Below are 20139 nucleotides of genomic sequence, written 5' to 3'. Positions count from 1 at the left end.
CCCGGATCCGGCCCCGTCCCCACCGTCACCGTCACCGTCACCGTCACCGGCCGGCCAGCGCCTCGGCGGTGGCGCGGGCGAAGCCCTCGGGGTTGTCGAACATGATGTTGTGGCCGCAGTCCGGCACCGCCCGGATCACCACCCCCGCGGCCGCCAGCTCCGCCGCGCCCGCCGGCGCGCCGTCCGCCTCCGGGTGCAGGAACGTCCGCGGGACGGACAGCCCCGACAGCTGCTCCCGCAGCCCGGGCACCGTCCCGCGGCCGCGGTGCACGGTGGTGCGGTACAGCGCCACCCGGCCCGCCAGCCGCATCGTCGCCCACCAGGTCGGCCCGACCCGCGCCTCGGTCCGCGCCCAGCCGTGCGCCAGGAACTCCTCCTCGGTGCAGCTCGCGATCCCGGAACCGCCCGGCGTGAGCACCGGCGGCGCCGGGTCCAGCACCGAGTCGACCAGCACCAGCCGCGACACCAGGTGCGGGTGACGCGCCGCCAGCAGGATCGCCACCGCGCCGCCCAGGCTGTGCGCGACCACCTCCGCGCCCTCCACGCCGGCCGACTCCAGTGCGAGGGCCACCGCGTCGGCGTGCTCCTCCAGCGTGTAGCCGAAGTCCGTCGGGCGGTCGCTGATGCCGAAGCCCAGCAGGTCCAGCAGCAGCGAACGGTGCCCGGTCAGCAGCGGATGGGCGGCCGCGGCCGCCCAGTACACCGGCGAACTCGCGCCGAGCCCGTGCAGGTACAGGCGGGTGGACGGCCCGCTGCCGGGGATCTCGATCCAGCGGATCAGATCGCCGTTCGGGGTCACGGGGGCATGGCGCATGGCCGACTCTCCTTCGGTCGCGGTCTCGTCCTCGGCGCCGCAACCATACCTCGAAGCCGAGGTATACCGATGCCGATATATGGCTCGGCGCGGATCTGACAGCATGGCCGCATGCTCAAGCTCGCGATCCTCGGGTTCCTCCACGACCAGCCGCTGCACGGCTACGAGCTGCGCCGCCACCTCGCCGCCCTCACCGGACACGTCCGGCCCATCAGCGACGGCACCCTCTACCCCGCGATCAAGCGCCTCGAGTCCGACGGCCTGCTCGTCCGCGAGACCGAACCCGGCAGCGCCGCCGCCCCCCGCCACACCCTCCACCTCACCCCGGCCGGACGCGACGCGCTCCTCCATCACCTGCGCGAGCCCGAGCAGCTGGACATCAGCGACGAGAACCGCTGGTTCACCGTCCTCGCCTTCCTGCGCCACCTCGACCACCCCGCCGAACAGGCCGCCGTCCTCCGCCGCCGGCTCGCCTTCCTCCACGAACCCGCCAGCTTCTTCTACGAGGACGGCCACCCCCTGCGCGCCGAGGACATCGCCGACCCCTTCCGCAGCGGCATCCTCCGCATCGCCCGCGCCACCACCCAGGCCGAACTCACCTGGCTCGCCGACACCCTGGCCACCCTCGACGAGCAGTAGGCCACCACCCGCCGGTCAGCCGCCGGCAGTGTCGACCAGCAGGTCCGCCAGCTCCTCCGGCCGCGAGAACATCGGCCAGTGGCCGGTCTCCATCACCACCAGCCGCCAGTGCCCGGCGTCCACCAACCCGGCCACCTCGTCGTCGAGTTCGACCCCGTCGATCCCGGCCGGCTCGCACGCGAGGTACGTCGCCGGGAGCTCGGCCAGCGGCCGGGTCAGCACGGCGGGCTCGGTCAGCGTGGCCCCCGCCACCAGTACGAAATTCACCATGCCCGCACCGTAATCCGAAGGCCCGGCCCCTGCCGATCAGTTTCCCCGGCGGCGCTCGGCGAGCGTCTCGGCGTACCGCTCCTGCCGCGCGAGCCTTCCCGCCTCGAGGATCTGCTCGACCGAGGCGGTGGCCGCGAGCAGGTGGCACTCGTGGACACCGCTCATGTCGCCGAGACTCATCAGGTCCAGGAACCAGCGCAGCGCCTGGACGGGGTCGGGGGTCGTACCGACACCGTCGCGGAACCACCGCGCCGCCGTGAGCGCGGCGTCGACGTGCCCGCCGGCCGCCGCCGTCACGTACCGCCCGAGGGCCTCCTCGCGCCGCCCCTCCCCGGCGAGCCGGTCGGCGATCTCGGCATCGGCCTCCACCCGCCCGAGGTCCGCGGCGAGCTGCATCAGTTCCCAGGCTCTGCCCTGGTCGACCGGGACGCCGAGGCCCCGGGAGCAGCAGACCGAGAGGTTGAAAGCGGCGACGCCGTCGCCCAGTTCGGCCGCCGCACCGAAGAACTCGGCGGCCCGCGCCAGGTCCCGCTCCACACCGGCCCCTGCCATGTACAGCAGTCCCAGTCCGCGCAGCCCTTCCGCGAAGCGCGCCTCCGCGGCAAGCCCGAACCAGTGCGCGGCGGCGGCGAAGTCCTCGTCGATCTCCAGCGCCGCCGCACCGAGGAGGCACTGCGCCTTGCTGTCACCGGAATTCGCGGCGCTCAGGAGCTCCGGCATCAGCTGCTGCAGTCTGTGCCGTCCCTTCTCCTCCCCGTCGACGGCGGCGGGCACGGCCCACGCCGCAGCCGCCACGCCCGACAGCTCGGAGAGCAGCCGCAGCACGGCCGCCGGCTCACCTCGTTCGCCACGGGCGATGAGCTCGGCGAGGTCCGCGTCGGTACCGGGAGAAGCCTCGGTGCTCACTTCCCGCCTCCCGCCACGGCCGCGTAGCGGGCGAGGAAGAGGTCGACGCCGGACTCGATGGTGGTGGTGAGGGCGGTGGCGTCGGGTTCGGTGGCGGGGGCGAAGGTCTGGACGAGCTGGGGGATGCCGACGGTGGCGGCGACGAGTTGCTGGACGGCGAGTTCGGGGTCGGGGACGTGCAGCGCGCCGGTGGCGGTGAGTTCGGTGAGGGCCTCGATCAGCGGGCCGTTGTTCATGTCGTAGGTGACGCGGTACCAGAGCTGGCCGAGCTGCGGGAAGCGGTCGATCTCGCCGATGACGAGGCGGCGCAGCGACATGATCTCGGGCCGGAGCAGGATGCGGGCCAACTCGCTTGCGTGCCGGACGAGTCCGGTGCGGACGTCGGGTGCGGCGGCGATGGTGGCGCCGGCGGGTGCGAGGTCGGCGTACGTCCTGGGGAGGAGGCCCCCGACGACGGCGAGGAAGAGGCGTTCCTTGCTGCCGAAGTGCTTGTAGATGGTGGCCTTGGAGACGCCTGACTTGGCGGTGATGGCGTCCATGGAGGCCGCCGAGTAGCCCTCCGCCAGGAATTCGGCGAGGGCGGCGTCGATGATCGCCCGGCGCTTGCGGGAGGCGGCGTCGGCCGGGTCGGGGATGATCGGGATGCCGTACTCGTCGGTCGGGTCCTGGCCGGTGCCGGCTGCCATGGGGTGGTCCTCCGGGGTCGCTGCGTCTGGGCGCCAGAGTATAAACTGAACCGTTCGGTCGGCAACGGCGGCGGGCGCCGGACCTGCGGTGACACCCGCCGTGCGGGCCGGGACGCTCACCCGTCCATCCGTCCCATCCGGCCGAGGGCGAAGTCCTTCTCCGCCTGGCGGAGTTCGGCGGCGGTGTTCATCACGAACGGGCCGCTGCGCGCGACGGGTTCGCCGATCGGTTCGCCGGCGAGGACCAGGACCTCGGCCGGTCCGCCGTCGGCGTGGACGGTGAAGTGCTCCCCGTCGCGGTCGAGGGCGGCGAGGTGTCCGTCGGGCAGCGGGACGTCGCCGACGCGGGCGGCGCCGGTCATCGCGTACACGGCGGCGTTGTGTCCGGCGGGTGCGGTGAAGGCGGCGCGGCCGCCGGCGGCGAGCCGGGCGTGCACGACGAGCACGGGGGTGACGGACGCGAACGGGCCGGTCGCACCGTGGGTGGTGCCCGCGATGACGGTGAGGTGGGCGCCGTCGGGGGTGGTGACGACGGGCAGGTCGGCGGCGTCGGCGTTCTGGCTCACGGGTTCGGTCCACTTGTGCCGGGCGGGCAGGTTGACCCAGATCTGCAGCAGGTGCTGCCGGCCGCCCGCGGCGAGGAACTCCTCGGTGGGCAGGGCCTCGTGGACGATCCCGGAGCCCGCGGTGAGCCACTGGACGCCGCCGGCCCGGACGACGGCGCGGTGGCCGCGCGAGTCGGCGTTGGCGATGTCGCCGGCGATCACGTACTGGATGGTCGCGAACCCGCGGTGGGGGTGCGGGGGCGCGCCCTTGGCCTCGCCGGGGGCGAGGTCGACCGGACCGACCTGGTCGACCATCAGGAACGGGTCGAGGAAGGGGAGTTCGCCGGTCGGGAAGGGCCGGCGGACCGGGAAGCCGGCGCCCTCGTAGGTGTGGAACGGGCTGACGACGCGCTCGACCTGTCGAGCCGCTGGGACGGTGGAAGTCATGGGACGAATGAACTACACCAACTAGTTCACCGTCAAGACTGAACCGTTCCGTTGACAAACTGAACTGATCCGTTTAGTTTTTTCCTCATGCCCACCCTCACCGCCACCCACATCGGCACCGCCACCGTCCTGCTCCGGATCGGCGACCTCACGGTCCTCACCGACCCTGCGTTCGACCCGGGGCCCGCCGACTACCCGGCGGCCCGGCCGCTGCGCCGCCTCACCGGACCGGCGCTCACCGCCGACGACCTGCCGCCGATCCACCTGGTGCTGCTCTCGCACGACCAGCACCACGACAACCTGGACGCCTCCGGCCGCCGGGTGCTCACCCGGGCTGCGACCGTCCTCACCACGCCCGAGGCCGCCGGACGCCTCGGCGGCACCGCCGTCGGCCTCGCCCCCTGGCAGAGCCGGCGGATCACCGTCGGCACGACCACCGTCACCGTCACCGCCACCCCCGCCCGGCACGGACCCGCCGGCACCGAGCAGGTCACCGGTCCGGTCACCGGCTTCGTCGTCGAGTACGACGGCGGCACGCTCTACCTCTCCGGCGACACCGTCCGGCACGAGGCGCTGGCCGAGATCGGCGAGCGGTACGCGATCGACACCGCGTTCCTGCACCTGGGCGACGCGCACTTCCCGTCCACCGGCGACCGGCGCTTCTCGCTCAGCGCCGCCGAGGGCGCCGAACTGGCCCGAACGCTCCGTGCCCGCACGGTCGTCCCGGTCCACTACGAGTCCTGGGAGCACCTGGCCGAGGACCCGGCCCGGATCGCCGAGGCGTTCGCCGCACCCGACCTGGCCGGTCGGCTGCGCCGCCTGACCCCGGGCGTCCCCACCCGGCTCTGACCGGCCGCCGAGTCACCGACCCGGCCACACCCACCAACCAACCCGGAACACCGACAGCACCACCCGCCCCGGAACACCACGGCACCACCTCACCCGAGGAGTCACGGCATGTCCGCCACCAGCGCGTCCACCGAGGTCCGGCACCACACCGTCGAGGTCGACGGCCGGTCGATCTTCTACCGGGAGGCCGGCGACCCGGCCGCCCCGACCCTGGTCCTGCTGCACGGCTTCCCCAGCAGCTCGTCGATGTTCCGCAACCTGCTGCGCGACCTCGCCGACTCGTACCACCTGATCGCCCCCGACCACCTGGGCTTCGGGCAGTCCGACACCCCGCCGGTCGAGGAGTTCCCGTACAGCTTCGACACCCTCACCGAGTACACCCTGGCGCTGCTCGACACCCTCGGCGTCGACCACTTCGCCCTCTACCTCCAGGACTACGGCGCGCCGATCGGCCTGCGGATCGCGGCGAAGCACCCCGAGCGGGTCACCGCGCTGATCAGCCAGAGCGGCAACGCGTACCTGGAGGGCTTCACCCCGTTCTGGGACGTGCTGTTCGCCCACGCGAAGGACCGGGCGGCGAACGAGGGGGCCGTCCGGGAGCTGCTGACCGCCGACGCCACCCGCTGGCAGTACGCCCACGGGGTGCCCGCCGACCGGCTCGACCGCCTCTCCCCCGACACCTGGACCCTCGACCAGGCGGGGCTGGACCGGCCCGGCAACCGGGAGATCCAGCTCCAGCTGTTCTGGGACTACCAGTTCAACCTGGTCGGCTACCCGGCCTTCCAGGAGTACTTCCGCACCCACCGGCCGCCGACGCTGGTCGCCTGGGGCCGCAACGACGAGATCTTCGGGCCGGACGGCGCGGCCGCCTTCGCCCGCGACCTCCCCGACGCCGAGATCCACCTCCTCGACGCCGGCCACTTCGCCCTGGAGACCCACGGACCGGAGATCGCCGCCCTGATCCGCGACTTCCTGGCCCGCCGGCTCTGATCGTCGGCGTGCGCGCAGGCGCTACGCCTCGTCGCCGAGGGAGACCAGGAGGCGGCGCAGCAGGGTGGCGAGTTGCTGCTGTTCGTCGTCGGTGAGGCCGGCGAGCTGGGTGCGTTCGTTGGCGAGGTGGTGGTCGGCGGCCTCGTTGACGAGGCGCAGGCCCTGCTCGGTGAGGGAGATGAGCATCCGGCGCCGGTGGTCGGGGTCGAGGGCGCGGTCGACGAGGCCCTTCTCGACGAGCCGGTCGATCCGGTTGGTGAGGGCGGCGGAGCTGACCATGGCGGCGCTGCTGAGGGCGCCGGCGCTGAGGACGTGGGGCGGTCCGGATCGCAGGAGGGTGGCGAGGACGTCGAACTCCCAGGGTTCGACGCCCTGGGCGCCGAGGGTGTCCTTCACGCTCCGTTCGAGGAGGCGGGACGCCCGGGAGAGCCGGCCGACGACGGCCATCGGGGAGACGTCGAGGTCGGGTCTGACGGTGTTCCACTGCTGGATGATCGCGTCGACTCCGTCGCGCTGCAGGTCAAGGTCGCTCATGACCTGCAGTCTAACATTTCCACGTCGAAATATTTGACTCTTGCGACAGGGCCTGCCTATAGTTTCGACATCGAAATATTCGATCAGCGATTCACGTGGGGGCTACTGTGAAGATCCTGCTCATCGGCGCGACCGGCTACATCGGATCCGCCATTGCCGAGAACCTCACCCGGACCGGCCACGAGGTCGTCGCGCTCGTCCGCGACGCGGCCGGCAAGGGCGAACTTCCGTACGAGAAGCGGGTTGCCGACCTGACCGACCCGGCCGCGCTCGGTGCGGCGGTCACCGCCGACATCGACGCGGTGATCCACGCGGGCGTGCCCAGCGGCGACCAGGCGGTGGACGCGGCGGCGATCGACGCGCTGACCGCCCCGCTGCGCGGTACCGACCGGGCCTTCGTGTACACCAGCGGCGTCTGGGTGCTCGGCGCCACCGGCGTGGAGCCGGTCGGCGAGGACGCGCCGGTCAACCCGCTGCCGATCGTCGGCTACCGGCCGGAGATCGAGCAGCAGGTGCTGGTCACGGCCACCGACGGGGTGCGCGCGGTGGTGATCCGGCCGGGCATCGTGTTCGGGCGCGGCGGCGGCATCCCCGCGCTGCTGGGTAACCTGGCCCGCGAGCACGGCGAGCCGAAGTACACCGGCGCCGAGGGCGTGCGCTGGCCGATGGTCCAGGTGGACGACCTGGCGGAGCTGTTCACGCTGGCGGCGGAGCGGGCCGAGGCCGGTTCGCTCTGGCACGGCGTGACCCAGGCGGCCGTCCCGGTCCGCGAGCTGGCGGGCGCCGCCGGCCGCGCGGCGGGCGTGGTCACCGCGCCGGCCCTGTGGCCGCTGGAGGAGGCGGCGGCCGCGGTGGGCGCGCTGTTCGCCGACGCCCTCGCCCTCGACCAGGCGGTGAGCGGGCAGGCCGCCCGCGACCGCCTCGGCTGGAAGCCGCGCCACGAGGACGCGGTCTCCGAGCTGGCCAACGGTTCCTGACGCCCCCTCAGGACCGTTGCCCTACCGGCCCGGTGCGCTCATGGGACCAGCACTCCCAGGGCGTGCCGGGCCACCCCCACGTCCACCGGCAGCGGGGCGACGAACTCACCGTCCGCGTACGCCGTGATGCCGGGGGACTCGATCCGCACGGTGGACGCCCGCCGGACGTCCACCTCCTGGTGGCGGACGTGGGTGCCCTTGAACACCGTCGGGAAGAAGCGGATCAGCTTGGACCGCTTCATCGCGCCGATCAGCGTCAGGTCGAACGTCCCGTCGCCGGGGTCGGCGCCCGGGCAGATCGACATCCCGCCGCCGTAGCTGCGGGTGTTGCCGACCGCCGCCAGGGTCAGGTCGCGGACCAGGACCGTCTCGCCGTCCAGCACCAGCTTGAACGGCAGCGGCCGCAGGTTCGCCAACTCGACCAGGATGGCCAGGTTGTAGCGCATCCGGCCGCGCGGCCAGGTCAGCCGGTTGACCCGGTCGCTGACCAGCGAGTCGAAGCCGACCGCCAGCACGGTGGCGAAGTACCGCACCGCGCCGTCGGCGTCCTCGATCCGGCCCAGGTCCACGGTGCGGACCCGGCCCTCGGCGACCACGTCGGCGGCCGCCTCCGGGTCGCCGATCGGCAGCCCGTACTCCCGGGCCAGGTCGTTGCCGGTACCGGCCGGGATCAGGCCGAACGGGATCCCGCTGCCGGCCAGCGCCTGCACGGCCAGGTGCACCATGCCGTCACCGCCGACCGCGACCAGCGCGTCCACCCCGCCCTGCTCGACACCCCGGGCCACCGTCTCCCTGGCCAGCCGCAGGGCGTCCTGCGGGTCGGCCCCGGAGATGTTGAGCACCTGGACGCCGCCCGCCCGCAGCCGGGCCGCGGCCCGCGCCGCCGCCCGCTCGGCGTGCCCGCCCCCGGCCGCCGGATTGGACAGCAGGACCACCCGCCCGATCGTCCGCTGGTTCATGTCCGTCGCCAACTTCCGCTCTCCCCTGCGTGGTTGCCGGGCCCGCCCGCGGGTCTCACGGGATGAGCTTGCCGGGGTTGAGGATCCCGGCCGGGTCCACGGTCTCCTTGACGGCGCGCAGGATGCGCACGCCGAGCTCGCCGATCTCCTGCTCCAGCCACGGCCGGTGGTCGGCACCGACCGCGTGGTGGTGGGTGATGGTGCCGCCGTTCGCCATGATCGCGTCGCAGGCGGCCCGCTTGGCCAGCCCCCACTGGGCGAGCGCGTCGCCGCGCTGGGCGGCCACCACGGTGAAGTACAGCGAGGCGCCGGTCGGGTAGACGTGCGAGATGTGGCACATCACCAGCGACTCGGTGCCGGTCTCGCGCAGCGCGGACTGCAGCGCCTCGGTGACGGCGGCCTTCAGCTTGGCCAGGTTGGCCCAACTGGTGGCGGTCTCCAGGGTTTCGCAGAGGGCGCCCGCGTCCAGCAGCGCGTCGCGCAGGTAGGGGGCGTTGAACCGGCCGTGCTCCCAGGCGGTGGCCGCATCCGGACCCAGCGGCGTGCCGCCCGCCTCGGCGAGCAGCAGGGCGGTCGCCTCGTCCCGGAGGACGGTGTGCTCCACCTTGCCCTGGAACAGGGTGACGGCCAGGCAGCCGCCGGTCACGGTGGCGCCGCCGATCTTGTCGGTCATGGCCAGGTTGATCGCGGTCTCGGCCTCGTCGGAGAGCCGGATCACGGTCGGGCCGGTGCCCTGCTGCTCGACGGCGCGCAGCGCGGCGGCGCCGGTCGCGAAGTCGGGGAAGCTCCAGGCCGCGTACACCGTGGCCTCGGGCTTGCGGTGGACCCGCAGGCGGACGGCGGTGATGATGCCGAGCACGCCCTCGGAGCCGAGGAAGAGCTCGCGCAGGTCGGGGCCGGCGGCGGAGGCGGGGGCGCGGCCGAGGTCCAGGGTGCCGGCGGGGGTGACCACCCGAAGGCCGGAGACCATGTCGTCGAAGCGGCCGTAGCCGGCCGAGTCCTGGCCGGAGGAGCGGGTGGCGGCGAAGCCGCCGATGGTCGCGTACCGGAAGCTCTGCGGGAAGTGGCCGAGCTCCCAGCCGCGTTCACCGAGCAGTTCCTCGGCGCGCGGGCCGGTCAGGCCGGCGCCGAGGACCGCCTCGCCGGAGACCTCGTCCAGCTCGTGCAGCCGGTCGAAGCGGCGCAGGTCGAGCGAGACCACGGCGGTGAACGGGCCGCGCTCGGGGTCCACGCCGCCGACCACGCTGGTGCCGCCGCCGAACGGGACGACCGCGATCCGGCGCTCGGCGCACAGCGCGAGGACGGCGGCGATCTCCTCCTCGGTGCCGGGCAGCAGCACGGCGTCCGGCGCGTCCTGCGGCTCGCGGCTGCGGCGGCGCAGCAGGTCGGGGGTGGACTTGCCGCCGGAGCGGGGAAGGCGGTCGGCGTCCGCGGTCGACAGCCACTCGGCGCCGACCGCGGCGGCCAGCGCCTCGGCGTCCTCCTTCGCCAGCCGCGAGGGGGTCAGGACCACCTGCTCGGCCGTCAGCGCCTCGCCGTCGCCGCCGGTGACGCCGAGGGCGGCGGCCAGCAGCCCCTTGATGTCGTCGGACAGCGGCTTGGCGAGGTCCGGGTCGCCCCAGGCGTCCCACTTCATCGGGGGGAGCGGAAGGGCGGCGCGGCCGGTTTGCGTGGTCTCAGGTGCCATGCGTTACAGTATTACGCATCATGTCAAGTCGTAACGATGAGCCGCGCAGCACCGACGACGCGATCCTGGACGCCGCCGCCGAACTGATCCTCCAGCTCGGCGTCCAGCGCACCCAGCTGTCCGAGATCGCCCGGCGGGCCGGCGTCAGCCGCCCCACGGTCTACCGCCGCTGGCCCGACGTCCGCGCCGTCATCGGCGCCCTCCTCACCCGCGAGATCGCCGCCTCCTACCAGGACGTGGTGCCCGCCGGCGACGACCGCGAGTCCTTCACTGCCACCGTCGTCGAGGTCGCCGTCCGACTCCGCGACCACCCCCTGCTCGGCGCCCTGCTCCACTCCGACTCCGACACCCTCTTCGAGTACGTCGTCGACCGGCTCGGCACCAGCCAGCACCGACTCCTCGACACCCTGCGCACCGGCATCGAGGCCGGCCAGCGGCACGGCTCCATCCGCCCGGGCGAGCCCACCGAACTCGCCGCCATGGTCCTGCTCATCGCCCAGTCCACCGTCCAGTCCCACCGCATGGTCGCCACCCTGCTCCCCGAGCACGCCTGGCGCCGCGAACTGGCCACCGCACTGAACGGATACCTCGCGCCGTGACCCCCACCGCCAGCACCGCGCTCAACGCCCGCCGCCGGGCCGCCGACCTCGCCGACCTCGGCGACGGCGCGACCGTCGACGTCCTGGTCGTCGGCGGCGGGGTGACCGGCGCCGGCGCCGCGCTCGACGCCGCCTCCCGCGGCCTGCGCACCGTCCTCGTCGAAGCCCACGACCTCGCCTTCGGCACCAGCCGCTGGAGCTCCAAACTGGTCCACGGCGGCCTGCGCTACCTCGCCTCCGGCCGCATCGGCGTCGCCCACGAGAGCGCCGTCGAACGCGGCATCCTGATGACCCGCACCGCGCCCCACCTGATCCGCGCGCTGCCCCAACTCGTCCCGCTGCTCCCCTCGGTGGGCCGCGGCCAGGCCGCCCTCGTCCACCTCGGCTTCCTCGCCGGCGACGCCCTGCGGATCAGCGCCCGCACCCCCGCCCGGATCCTCCCCCGCGTCCGCCGGATCGACGCCGCCGAGACCGCCCGCCTCGTCCCCGCCGTCCGCACCGAGGGCCTCGGCGGCGCACTCGTCGCCCACGACGGCCAACTCGTCGACGACGCACGGCTGGTGGTCGCCCTCGCCCGCACCGCCGCCCAGCACGGCGCCCGCGTCCTCACCCGGGTCCGCGCCACCGACGTCACCGGCACCGCCGCCACCCTCACCGACACCCTCACCGGCGAGAGCGTCACCGTCACCGCCCGCGCCGTCCTCAACGCCACCGGCGTCTGGGCCGGCGACGTCGACCCCGCGATCCGGCTGCGCCCCAGCCGCGGCACCCACCTGGTCTTCGACGCCGCCGCGCTCGGCAACCCCACCGCCGCGCTCACCGTCCCCGTGCCCGGTTCCACCAGCCGCTTCGTCTTCGCCCTCCCCCAGCAACTCGGCCGCGTCGTCCTCGGCCTCACCGACGAGGCCGCCCCCGGGCCGGTCCCCGACGTCCCCGAACCCACCGACGGCGAGATCGAGTTCCTGCTCGCCACCGTCAACACCGCCCTGCGGACCTCCCTCACCCGGGCCGACGTCCGCGGCGCCTTCGCCGGGCTGCGCCCCCTCATCGACACCGGCGACGGCGCCACCGCCGACCTCTCCCGCCGCCACGCCGTCCTCGAATCCCCCACCGGCGTCATCACCGTCGTCGGCGGCAAACTCACCACCTACCGGCGGATGGCCCAGGACGCCGTCGACACCGCGGTCCGCCTGCGCTCCCTCACCGCCGGGCCCTGCCGCACCACCCGGCTCCCCCTCGTCGGCGCGCCCGCCCACCCCGCGAGCCTCCCCGCCGACCCGGCCCTCCCCGCCTCCCTGCTCGCCCGCCATGGCGGCGCCGCCGGCGACGTCCTCGCCACCGCCACCGTCGCCCGCCCGCTCGACCCCGTCGCCGACGGCCTCGACGTCACCCGCGCCGAGATCGAGTACGCCCTCACCCACGAAGGCGCCCTCGACGCCGCCGACATCCTCGAACGCCGCACCCGCCTCGCCCTCGTCCCCACCGACGCCGACCTGGCCCGCCCCACCGTCGAGGAGATCCTCACCCACGCGGACCTGCGCGCTTCCTAGTACTCCAGCAGGACTTCGACGTTTTGCCTGTTCAGAGGGCTGCGCGGCGAGTCTAGTGGGCTGGCGCCCATCAGGGGCGGTCTTCAACAGACCGCCCCTCGATCGTGTGTAGCCGTCGTTGGTAGTGACAGCGTCGGGGGCAGGCTCCCGCCGTGATCAACGAGTCTGCAGCCGAGACCTGGGACAACGAACTCGAAGACCTCTTCCTCCGCGTCGGCCACCGCTTCAGCCGCGTGGAGCCGCGCCGCCGGATGCGCGACTACGTCCGCGGCCTGCTCGGCCCAGTCGGCCGCAAGAACGGCTGGCAGCTGGCCGAATACGCCGGCCACGCCACCCCCGACGTCCTCCAGCACTTGCTCGCCGGCGCCCGCTGGGACGCGGACGACATCCGCGACGAGCTCCAGCACTACGTCGCCCAACACCTCGGCGAAGCCGACGGAGTCCTGATCATCGACGACACCGGCTTCGTCAAGAAGGGCACCACCTCCGCCGGCGTGCAACGCCAATACTCCGGCACCGCCGGCCGCACCGAGAACTGCCAGATCGGCGTCTTCGCCGCCTACGCCTCCACCCGCGGCCGAGCCCTGGTCGACCGCGAGCTCTACCTGCCCAAGTCCTGGACCGAGGACCGGGAGCGCTGCCGCGCGGCGAAAATCCCCGACGAACGGGACTTCCGCACCAAGGGCAGCCTCGCCAAGGCCCTGGTCCTGCGCGCACTCGCCTCCGACTTGCCCATCGCCTGGGTCACCGCGGACTCGGCATACGGCCAGGAAGGACGTTTCCGCCGACTCCTGGAACAGTCCGGCGTCGGCTACGTACTGGCAGTGCCCAAGTCCCAGTTCAGCGTGGGCTGTCCACGCATCGACTGGCTGTTCGACCAGGCCCCGGAGCAGGCATGGGAGCAGATCTCGTGCGGGAACGGCGCCAAGGGGCCACGCGTCTACGACTGGGCGGCCATCCGGCTGCCGGCGGTGGCGGAGTTCGACTATCAGGACGAGAGCCCGGTTCGCCGGCGGTGGGCGCTGGCCCGTCGCAGTCTGAGCAAACCGGACGAGATCGCTTACTACCTCGCATATGCACAACTCGACACGACCGTGGATGAGTTGGTGCGGATCGCCGGAACGCGCTGGGCGATCGAGGAGTGCTTCCAGGCGGCGAAGAACGAGTGCGGCCTGGACCAGTACGAGGTCCGCCGTTACACCGGGTGGATGCGGCACATCACCCTGGCCATGCTCGCGCACGCCTTCCTGGCCGCGATGGCCGCTGCGGCATCAAAGGGGGCTGCAGAAACGGTTCCCGCGCCCTGGTCGACCTCACCGTGGCAGAGATCCGGCGACTCCTGGCAGGCGGCCGTTCCCACGGTCCGTGTCCGCCACGGTGCTCGTCCCGCGCTCACGCTTTGAACTGGTCCACTTGGCGCCGACAGCGCCAAGCCGTCGCCCGACGCTGTCACTACCAACGACGGCTACACACGATCGAGGGGCGGTCTGTTGAAGACCGCCCCTGATGGGCGCCAGCCCACTACACTCGCCGCGCAGCCCTCTGAACAGGCAAAACGTCGAAGTCCTGCTGGAGCACTAGGCGGTGAGCCGCAGCACCGCCCGGGCAGGGCAACCGACGTCCGCACGGCACGCTTCTTCGGTGAAGTCCGTCCCCGGGCGGGTGCGCTCCCCTATCGTCGGGGGATGGGGATGGTGGGGGCTTACGAGGTGGGGCGCGGGGTGCCGCCGGTGTTCGACGACCGCACCCGGGACGCGTGCATGGTCGTACCGGGCATCATGGGCAGCGCCCTCGAGGACACCGTCACCGGCCGCACGCTGTGGGGCGTCGATCTCGGGATGCTGACCGGGGCGCTGACCGGCGAGGCCCTGTTCACCGCCCTGCAGGCGAACGCCCAGGAGCAGGCCGCCGATGCGGACACCGCCCGGCGGGCGCCGCTCACGCGCGTCCGTGCCACCGGACTGCTCACGAAGCCCTGGTGGCTTCCCGTATTCCAGGGCCTCGACCCCTACGGCAAGGCCGTCGAGGTACTGCGGACGGTCACGCCAGCACCGGAGGCCGTGGAGCCGTTCCCGTACGACTGGCGGCTGGCGGTCTCCTACAACGGTGCGGTGCTGGCCCGTCAGGCCCGTGCACACCTGGAGCGGTGGCGGGAGCAGGCGGCGGCGGTGCCCGGGTGGCGGGCTGCCGGCGAGGCACCGCCTCGGCTGCTGTTCGTGGCGCACTCGATGGGCGGACTGGTGGTTCGGGCCGCGTTGGAACAGGACCCCGAACTCGCCGCCGACACAAGGGCTGTGGTCACCGTCGGCACACCGTTCCTGGGCTCCGCGAAATCCGTCCTGGCACTCAACCTCCTGCACGCCCGGGCGAAGCCGGACCGGCTCGTGCGGCGGGTGCAGGCGATGGCGGCCACCCTGCCCGGCGTCCACGACCTGCTGCCCGGCTACCGCTGCCTGGACCGCGGTCCGGACATCGAGCGCCTCACCGCGGGCGATGTCGCCCGCTTCGGCGGCAGCCGGGACCTGGCCGCCCGCTCCCTGAGCGAGCACGCCCGCCACCGCGCGAACGGGTTCGTACTGCCGGGGCACCGAGCGGTCGCCGGCGAAGCCCAGCCGACCGTACAGACCCTGGAGGAACAGCGCACCGACCACTCGGTCGTCGCCGGCCGCCACTACGCATTCCACGTTGGCGCCGACGGTGAACTCGTCCGCGACCCGGCCACCGGCATCCCCGCCCGCCGCGACGCCTCCGGCGACGGCACCGTCCACCTGCCCTCCACCCGCCACGGCACCGACGCCGTCCACTACGTCTTCGGCCAGCACGGCACGTTGATGTGCCACGACGAAGTCCTGCGGCAGATCCGCCGCATCGCGCTCGAGCGCCCCCAGGGCCCTCACCTCGGCGACGGCACCGGTGACGGGCCCGGCCTGGAAACCCCGCACCTCGGCGGAACACTCGGACAGCCACTCACCCTCACCGTCACCGGCCTCGACACCCCGGCCGGAGTGAGCCTGAGCGTGCGTTCCGCGACCACCGGCCGCCCCGGCCACCCCCTGACCCTGCGCCCCGACCCGGACCGCACGAACGGCGCCCTATCAGCCCGCTTCACCGCAGACGCCCCCGACCTGTACCGGGTCACCCTGAACACCGGCCGACACGTGCCCCTCACCCAACTCGTCCTCGTCACCCCGCCCGACGCCTGAGGCCGGCCACCCATGACCACTCCCCACCCCGTCCCCCTTCCCGCAAGCTCCGACGCCGCACCCTTCCCCGCAGGGAGCGGAATCGAGCTGTTCCCGGTCAACTTCACCGCCTACCAACACCTCGACGACCTGGACACCGAGACTCACGTACGGGCGATCGCCGACCTGCTCGCCCCCTACGGCGTGCGCACCACCGAGTGGGCCGCGTCGGCCGAGAATCGGGACCGGCAGGGGGCCGAGAGCCGGTTGGCCGACTGGGTGGGAGGGTCAGCCTCGCCGGGCAGCAACACGGTGCTGTACTGGGTCGGCCACGGCAGCGCTCGCCACCTCGCCCACCACCGGACCCCGACGCCGATTACCCACGGCGTCACCCCGCAGGACATCGCCCAGGCCATCGGCGACCGCCAGCTCCACCCCGGAAACGATGGCAACTGGGCGATCATCGTCCTCGATGCCTGCTTCTCCAAGAGCTTCGCCCGAGAGGTCCACAAGGAACTCTTCACCCGTGACGACGAGCCCGCCCGGTACCTGCTGCTGTCCAGCGCCGCGAAGGGCTACACCGGACTCGGCGCCTTCACCGAGGCCCTGAGCCGGGCCCTGCACACCACGTTCCCCACCCGGCGTGCCATCGGCCTGTCCGCCCTCGGACGCGCACTCGCCAGCGACCTCCGCGGATTCGTCGACGACCTCACCATCGACGACCACCGCGACCAACTGGTCCGCCTCACCCCTGCCGCCGCGGCAGCCGTCTCCGCCCCGCTGGACCAGCTCGCCGAGATCCAGGCCATCATCGACCAGTTGCCCGACGACGAGCAGCGGCACTTTTTCCCGAAGGCATCCGGTGCCGAACTCGGGGAGCTCGCCTGGTACTTCCACGGCCGCACGATCCAACGCGACGAGATCCTCCACTGGCTGCACACCGCCACCAGCGGCGTCCTGGTGGTCACCGGCCCCGCCGGCGCCGGCAAGTCAGCCCTCCTCGGTCACGTCCTCCTGCACACCAACACCCGTCTGCGCGAAGTACTCATCCGCAACGGCCACCTCACCGCGCTGCCTCCCGGCGTGCCTCGCCCGGACGACCCGTTCGACCTCACCGCCCACCTGGCCGGCCTCACCCCGGCCCGCGTCCTCCACCTCGTCGCCAAGGCCGCAGGTCTCACCGACCTCGCCGAGGCAGCCGTCGGCGGCCGGACTCCCACCGACCTCACCAGCCGCCTCCTCACCGAACTGCGCGACCGCCAAAAACCGCTGACCCTGCTCTTCGACGCCCTCGACGAAGCCGAACAGCCCCTCGTCATCGCATACCAGCTCCTGCGCCCCCTCGCCGCGCTGCCCACCGTCCGCCTGATCGTCGGCACCCGCCGCTCCACTCGCGAAGGCCCCGATCAGCCCACCCCCGACGACACTGACCTCCTCGACGCCCTCCGCCCCCCCAGAGTCGACCCGCACGGCCCGGCCGCCAACGGACCGCCGGACGTCGTGGTGACCCGGGATCCAGAAGCCATCGCCTTGTACCTGCGTGCCAAACTCCACGCTGCCAAGGACCAAGGCGCCCTCCAGGCCGACGACACGCTCATCACCGAGGCCGTCCGCCGCCTCGTCACCGACCAACGCCAGGACGGCGCGGAGCCGCAGCAATTCCTCTACGCCCGCCTCGCCGCCCATGAACTCCTCAACGACCCGGCGCTCCTGGCCGACCCCGCGCTCCTGACCGGCCGCACCCACCGCGAGCTCTTCACCCGCGCCCTCGGACGCCTCCAGCGCACCAACCCCCACTACACCCCACTGCTCCGGGCCCTCGGCCTCGTCCAGGGCCGCGGCCTGCCCGACCAGGACGGCATCTGGGCCACCGCCGCCGACGCCCTCGCACCCGACTCCGCCCGGACCCGGGACAGCATCCCCGACCTGCTCCGTGACGCCGCCCCCTACCTCGCCCTCGACCACGAACACGGGCAAAGCGTCTACCGCCTCGCACACCGCACCTTCACCGAACACTTCACTGCCGCGCCCGACACGGACCGGGCCCACGCCGCCGTCACCACCGCCCTAGCCCGCCACGCCCTAGAAAGCCAGGGCACCCCCGGCGCCGCATCCCAGCCCCCGGTCGTCAGCCCCTACACCCGCCACTACTTGGTCGCCCACGCCCGCCTCGGCCACACCGCCGCGGCCCTGCACGCCCTCGCCGACCACCCCGACGTCCTCGACGCCCTCGACCTCACCAGCATCACCACCAACGCCCTCCACCACGGCCTCGACCCGAACGCGCTGCCACCCGCCATCGCCGGGACCGTCCTCCTCCAGCACCACGCTCATCACGCCGCATCCGACCAGCGGGCCGGTACCGCCGCTGGATGGCGCCGCTGGTCGCGCAGACTCGGCACCACCTACATCCAGGGCACCCCACCCCCCGCCGAACCCCACCTCCACGACACCGGCACATGGCCGCCCCCCCTCACCACCGGCACCGTCCAGCCACGCCAACTCCACCTCGAACTCACCGGTCACACCCGCGAGGTGCGGGCGGTGGCCGTCTTCGCCGCTCCGGATGGCACGCCCCGCCTCGCGACCACCGGCAACGACAGGACAGTACGGATCTGGAACCCCACCACCGGCACCCAAGAAGGCCAGCCCCTCATCGGCCACACCGACAAAGTGCGGGCGGTGGCAGTGTTCGCCGCGTCCGACGGCACTCCGCGCCTCGCCACCGGCGGCGAAGATGGGACGGTGCGGATCTGGAACCCCGCCACCGGCACCCAAGAAGTCCAGTACAAGACAGGGTGGGTGCTGGCGATGGCAGTGTTCTCCGCGCCCGACGGCACCCCCCGACTCGCCGCCGCCGGGACCGACGTGCCAGCGCGGATCTGGAACCCCACCACCGGCACCCAGGAAGGTCGACACCTCGGGGGCCACGCCGACTGGGTGCACTCAGTGGCGGTGTTCACCGCACCCGACGGCACCCCACGCCTCGCCACCGGCAGCCACGACAAGACGATGCGGATCTGGAATCCCGCGACCGGCGCCCAGGAAGGCAAACCGCTCACCGGCCACGCCGACTGGGTGAACGGAGTCGCGGTGTTCACCGCGCCCGACGGCACCCCACGCCTCGCCACCGGCAGCAAGGACGAGACGGTACGGATCTGGAACCCGGCCACCGGCACCCAAGAGGGCGAACCCCTCACCGGGCACACCAGCTACGTACTGGCGGTGGCGGCGTTCACCGCACCGGACGGCACGCCACGCCTCACTTCGGGCGACATCGACGGAACGATACGGGTCTGGAACCCCGTCACCGGCAGCCAAGAGGGCGAACCCCTCACCGGCCACACCCACTGGGTGAACGCGATGGCGGTGTTCACCGCGCCCGACGGCACCCCACGCCTCGCCACCGGCAGCGACGACAGGACAGTGCGGATCTGGAACCCCATGACCAGCCCCCACAAGCGCGAGCCCCGCACCGCCGGCTGGACGCGGGCCGTGGCGGTGTTCACCGCGCCCGACGGCACCCCACGCCTCGCCACCGGCAGCGACGACAGGACAGTGCGGATCTGGAATCCCGCGACCGGCGCCCAGGAAGGCAAACCGCTCACCGGCCACACAAAGTGGGTAGGGGCGGTAGCAGCGTTCACCGCACCGGACGGCACGCCACGCCTCGCATCGGCCGCCTTCGACGGAACGGTGCGGATCTGGAACCCCACCACCGGCACCCGAGAAGGCGAGCCCCTCACCGGCCACTACATGGGGCTGCGTGCGGTGGCGGTGTTCACCGCGCCTGACGGCAGCCCCCGCCTCGCATCCGCCGGCCAGGACGGGACGGTGCGGATCTGGAACCCCGCCACCCACGCCCAAGAGGGCGAGCCCATCCTCAGCCACATCAGCGGAGTGAACGCCATGGTGGTGTTCACCGCGCCTGACGGCAGCCCCCGCCTCGCATCCGCCGGCGACGACGGGACGGTGCGGATCTGGAACCCCACCACCGGCACCCAAAAAGGCCGACACCTCGTCGGCCACCGCGGGCCAGCGCGTGCGGTGGCGACATTCTCCGCACCCGATGGCACGCCCCGCCTGGCCTCGGCCGGTGAGGACGGGACGGTGCGGATCTGGAACCCCACCACCAGCACCCAAGAGGGCGATCCCCTCAACGGCCACACCGACTGGGTGAACGCGGTCGCGGTGTTCACCGCATCCGACGACACCCCGCGCATCGCCTCCGCCGGCAAGGACAAGACGATTCGGATCTGGAACCCCGCGACACGAACCGGCCACACCCTTCCCCTGGTGGACCCCGTACACGCGCTGACTGTGCATCAAGACCTGCTCATCGCAAGCGCCCTGTCGGGCTACCTCGTTATCGATGTCTCGTCCGTACCCACCGATACAGCGTGACCGTCAGAACCGTGTCCAGGCGACTCGAAGGTGGTGGCCGGCAGGCGGTTCAGGCGATGTGCGGGTGGCGGGGATATCCGTGGGTGTTGTCGGCGCGTCCG

Annotated in this window: 17 protein-coding genes; 9 read left to right on the top strand and 8 right to left on the bottom strand. The window is 72.9% G+C overall.

Annotation, left to right across the window (positions count from 1 at the left end; translation table 11 throughout):
- Positions 1–43 precede the first annotated feature (43 nt).
- A complete protein-coding gene (locus tag ACGFX4_RS11585; RefSeq protein WP_393072102.1) occupies positions 44–814 on the bottom strand; it encodes an alpha/beta fold hydrolase in 771 nt (256 codons plus the stop codon).
- 111 nt (positions 815–925) lie between these two features.
- Here ACGFX4_RS11585 and ACGFX4_RS11580 point away from each other — a divergent pair, with 111 nt between their 5' ends.
- Complete coding sequence (locus tag ACGFX4_RS11580; RefSeq protein ID WP_393072100.1) at positions 926–1453, top strand: PadR family transcriptional regulator; 528 nt, start codon at positions 926–928, stop codon at positions 1451–1453.
- 15 nt (positions 1454–1468) lie between these two features.
- Here the strand turns inward: ACGFX4_RS11580 and ACGFX4_RS11575 are convergent, their stop codons facing one another.
- From ACGFX4_RS11575 to ACGFX4_RS11560, 4 genes are all read right to left on the bottom strand, one after another.
- Positions 1469–1723 (bottom strand): hypothetical protein, encoded by a 255-nt coding sequence (locus ACGFX4_RS11575; RefSeq protein WP_393072098.1) that lies wholly within the window; start codon positions 1721–1723, stop codon positions 1469–1471.
- 36 nt (positions 1724–1759) lie between these two features.
- Positions 1760–2629, bottom strand: coding sequence for a tetratricopeptide repeat protein (locus ACGFX4_RS11570; RefSeq protein ID WP_393072096.1), 870 nt, complete (start codon positions 2627–2629; stop codon positions 1760–1762).
- Positions 2626–3315, bottom strand: coding sequence for a TetR/AcrR family transcriptional regulator (locus tag ACGFX4_RS11565; protein WP_393072094.1), 690 nt, complete (start codon positions 3313–3315; stop codon positions 2626–2628). Before ACGFX4_RS11565 ends, ACGFX4_RS11570 begins: the two co-directional genes overlap by 4 nt.
- A 116-nt stretch (positions 3316–3431) precedes the next feature.
- The gene (locus ACGFX4_RS11560) at positions 3432–4307 is read right to left on the bottom strand and encodes a pirin family protein (protein ID WP_393072092.1); all 876 of its coding nucleotides are present in this window, start codon (positions 4305–4307) and stop codon (positions 3432–3434) included.
- An 87-nt stretch (positions 4308–4394) separates the two neighbouring features.
- On the opposite strand from ACGFX4_RS11560, the gene ACGFX4_RS11555 reads away from it, so the two are divergent.
- Entirely contained in the window at positions 4395–5156 is a 762-nt protein-coding gene (locus tag ACGFX4_RS11555) for an MBL fold metallo-hydrolase (RefSeq protein WP_393072090.1), read from the top strand.
- Positions 5157–5264: 108 nt separating this feature from the next.
- On the top strand, positions 5265–6146 hold the full coding sequence (locus ACGFX4_RS11550; RefSeq protein ID WP_393072088.1) for an alpha/beta fold hydrolase: 882 nt from the start codon (positions 5265–5267) through the stop codon (positions 6144–6146).
- Positions 6147–6167: 21 nt separating this feature from the next.
- Here the strand turns inward: ACGFX4_RS11550 and ACGFX4_RS11545 are convergent, their stop codons facing one another.
- A complete protein-coding gene (locus ACGFX4_RS11545) occupies positions 6168–6680 on the bottom strand; it encodes a MarR family winged helix-turn-helix transcriptional regulator (protein ID WP_393072086.1) in 513 nt (170 codons plus the stop codon).
- Positions 6681–6787: 107 nt separating this feature from the next.
- Between ACGFX4_RS11545 and ACGFX4_RS11540 the strand changes: the two genes are divergently transcribed.
- On the top strand, positions 6788–7657 hold the full coding sequence (locus ACGFX4_RS11540) for an NAD-dependent epimerase/dehydratase family protein (RefSeq protein ID WP_393072084.1): 870 nt from the start codon (positions 6788–6790) through the stop codon (positions 7655–7657).
- Positions 7658–7695: 38 nt separating this feature from the next.
- Here ACGFX4_RS11540 and ACGFX4_RS11535 read toward each other — a convergent pair whose 3' ends face one another.
- Complete coding sequence (locus tag ACGFX4_RS11535; protein WP_393072375.1) at positions 7696–8616, bottom strand: diacylglycerol kinase; 921 nt, start codon at positions 8614–8616, stop codon at positions 7696–7698.
- A gap of 55 nt (positions 8617–8671) precedes the next feature.
- The gene (locus ACGFX4_RS11530) at positions 8672–10303 is read right to left on the bottom strand and encodes an FAD-binding oxidoreductase (protein WP_393072082.1); all 1632 of its coding nucleotides are present in this window, start codon (positions 10301–10303) and stop codon (positions 8672–8674) included.
- A 20-nt stretch (positions 10304–10323) separates the two neighbouring features.
- On the opposite strand from ACGFX4_RS11530, the gene ACGFX4_RS11525 reads away from it, so the two are divergent.
- The 5 genes from ACGFX4_RS11525 to ACGFX4_RS11505 all read left to right on the top strand — a co-directional run bounded on the left by ACGFX4_RS11525 (position 10324) and on the right by ACGFX4_RS11505 (position 20038).
- Positions 10324–10902 (top strand): TetR/AcrR family transcriptional regulator, encoded by a 579-nt coding sequence (locus ACGFX4_RS11525; protein ID WP_345695949.1) that lies wholly within the window; start codon positions 10324–10326, stop codon positions 10900–10902.
- On the top strand, positions 10899–12452 hold the full coding sequence (locus ACGFX4_RS11520; RefSeq protein WP_393072080.1) for a glycerol-3-phosphate dehydrogenase/oxidase: 1554 nt from the start codon (positions 10899–10901) through the stop codon (positions 12450–12452). Before ACGFX4_RS11525 ends, ACGFX4_RS11520 begins: the two co-directional genes overlap by 4 nt.
- A 152-nt stretch (positions 12453–12604) precedes the next feature.
- Complete coding sequence (locus tag ACGFX4_RS11515; protein ID WP_393072078.1) at positions 12605–13855, top strand: IS701 family transposase; 1251 nt, start codon at positions 12605–12607, stop codon at positions 13853–13855.
- A 282-nt stretch (positions 13856–14137) separates the two neighbouring features.
- A complete protein-coding gene (locus ACGFX4_RS11510) occupies positions 14138–15655 on the top strand; it encodes an esterase/lipase family protein (protein WP_393072076.1) in 1518 nt (505 codons plus the stop codon).
- A 12-nt stretch (positions 15656–15667) separates the two neighbouring features.
- The gene (locus ACGFX4_RS11505) at positions 15668–20038 is read left to right on the top strand and encodes a hypothetical protein (protein WP_393072074.1); all 4371 of its coding nucleotides are present in this window, start codon (positions 15668–15670) and stop codon (positions 20036–20038) included.
- Positions 20039–20139: the final 101 nt, after the last annotated feature.

It is taken from the genome of Kitasatospora sp. NPDC048365 (assembly GCF_043200835.1).
GTDB lineage: Bacteria > Actinomycetota > Actinomycetes > Streptomycetales > Streptomycetaceae > Kitasatospora > Kitasatospora terrestris.
This window is presented reverse-complemented; position numbering and strand designations above follow the sequence as displayed.

Bases quoted from the DNA above. Each gene is read 5' to 3' on its own strand.
- ACGFX4_RS11555 (WP_393072090.1), top strand. From the start codon at position 4,395: ATGCCCACCCTCACCGCCACCCACATCGGCACCGCCACCGTCCTGCTC.
- ACGFX4_RS11510 (WP_393072076.1), top strand. From the start codon at position 14,138: ATGGGGATGGTGGGGGCTTACGAGGTGGGGCGCGGGGTGCCGCCGGTG.
- ACGFX4_RS11560 (WP_393072092.1), bottom strand. From the start codon at position 4,307: ATGACTTCCACCGTCCCAGCGGCTCGACAGGTCGAGCGCGTCGTCAGC.
- ACGFX4_RS11585 (WP_393072102.1), bottom strand. From the start codon at position 814: ATGCGCCATGCCCCCGTGACCCCGAACGGCGATCTGATCCGCTGGATC.
- ACGFX4_RS11565 (WP_393072094.1), bottom strand. From the start codon at position 3,315: ATGGCAGCCGGCACCGGCCAGGACCCGACCGACGAGTACGGCATCCCG.
- ACGFX4_RS11575 (WP_393072098.1), bottom strand. From the start codon at position 1,723: ATGGTGAATTTCGTACTGGTGGCGGGGGCCACGCTGACCGAGCCCGCC.
- ACGFX4_RS11530 (WP_393072082.1), bottom strand. From the start codon at position 10,303: ATGGCACCTGAGACCACGCAAACCGGCCGCGCCGCCCTTCCGCTCCCC.
- ACGFX4_RS11545 (WP_393072086.1), bottom strand. From the start codon at position 6,680: ATGAGCGACCTTGACCTGCAGCGCGACGGAGTCGACGCGATCATCCAG.
- ACGFX4_RS11580 (WP_393072100.1), top strand. From the start codon at position 926: ATGCTCAAGCTCGCGATCCTCGGGTTCCTCCACGACCAGCCGCTGCAC.
- ACGFX4_RS11505 (WP_393072074.1), top strand. From the start codon at position 15,668: ATGACCACTCCCCACCCCGTCCCCCTTCCCGCAAGCTCCGACGCCGCA.
- ACGFX4_RS11535 (WP_393072375.1), bottom strand. From the start codon at position 8,616: ATGAACCAGCGGACGATCGGGCGGGTGGTCCTGCTGTCCAATCCGGCG.
- ACGFX4_RS11550 (WP_393072088.1), top strand. From the start codon at position 5,265: ATGTCCGCCACCAGCGCGTCCACCGAGGTCCGGCACCACACCGTCGAG.
- ACGFX4_RS11525 (WP_345695949.1), top strand. From the start codon at position 10,324: ATGTCAAGTCGTAACGATGAGCCGCGCAGCACCGACGACGCGATCCTG.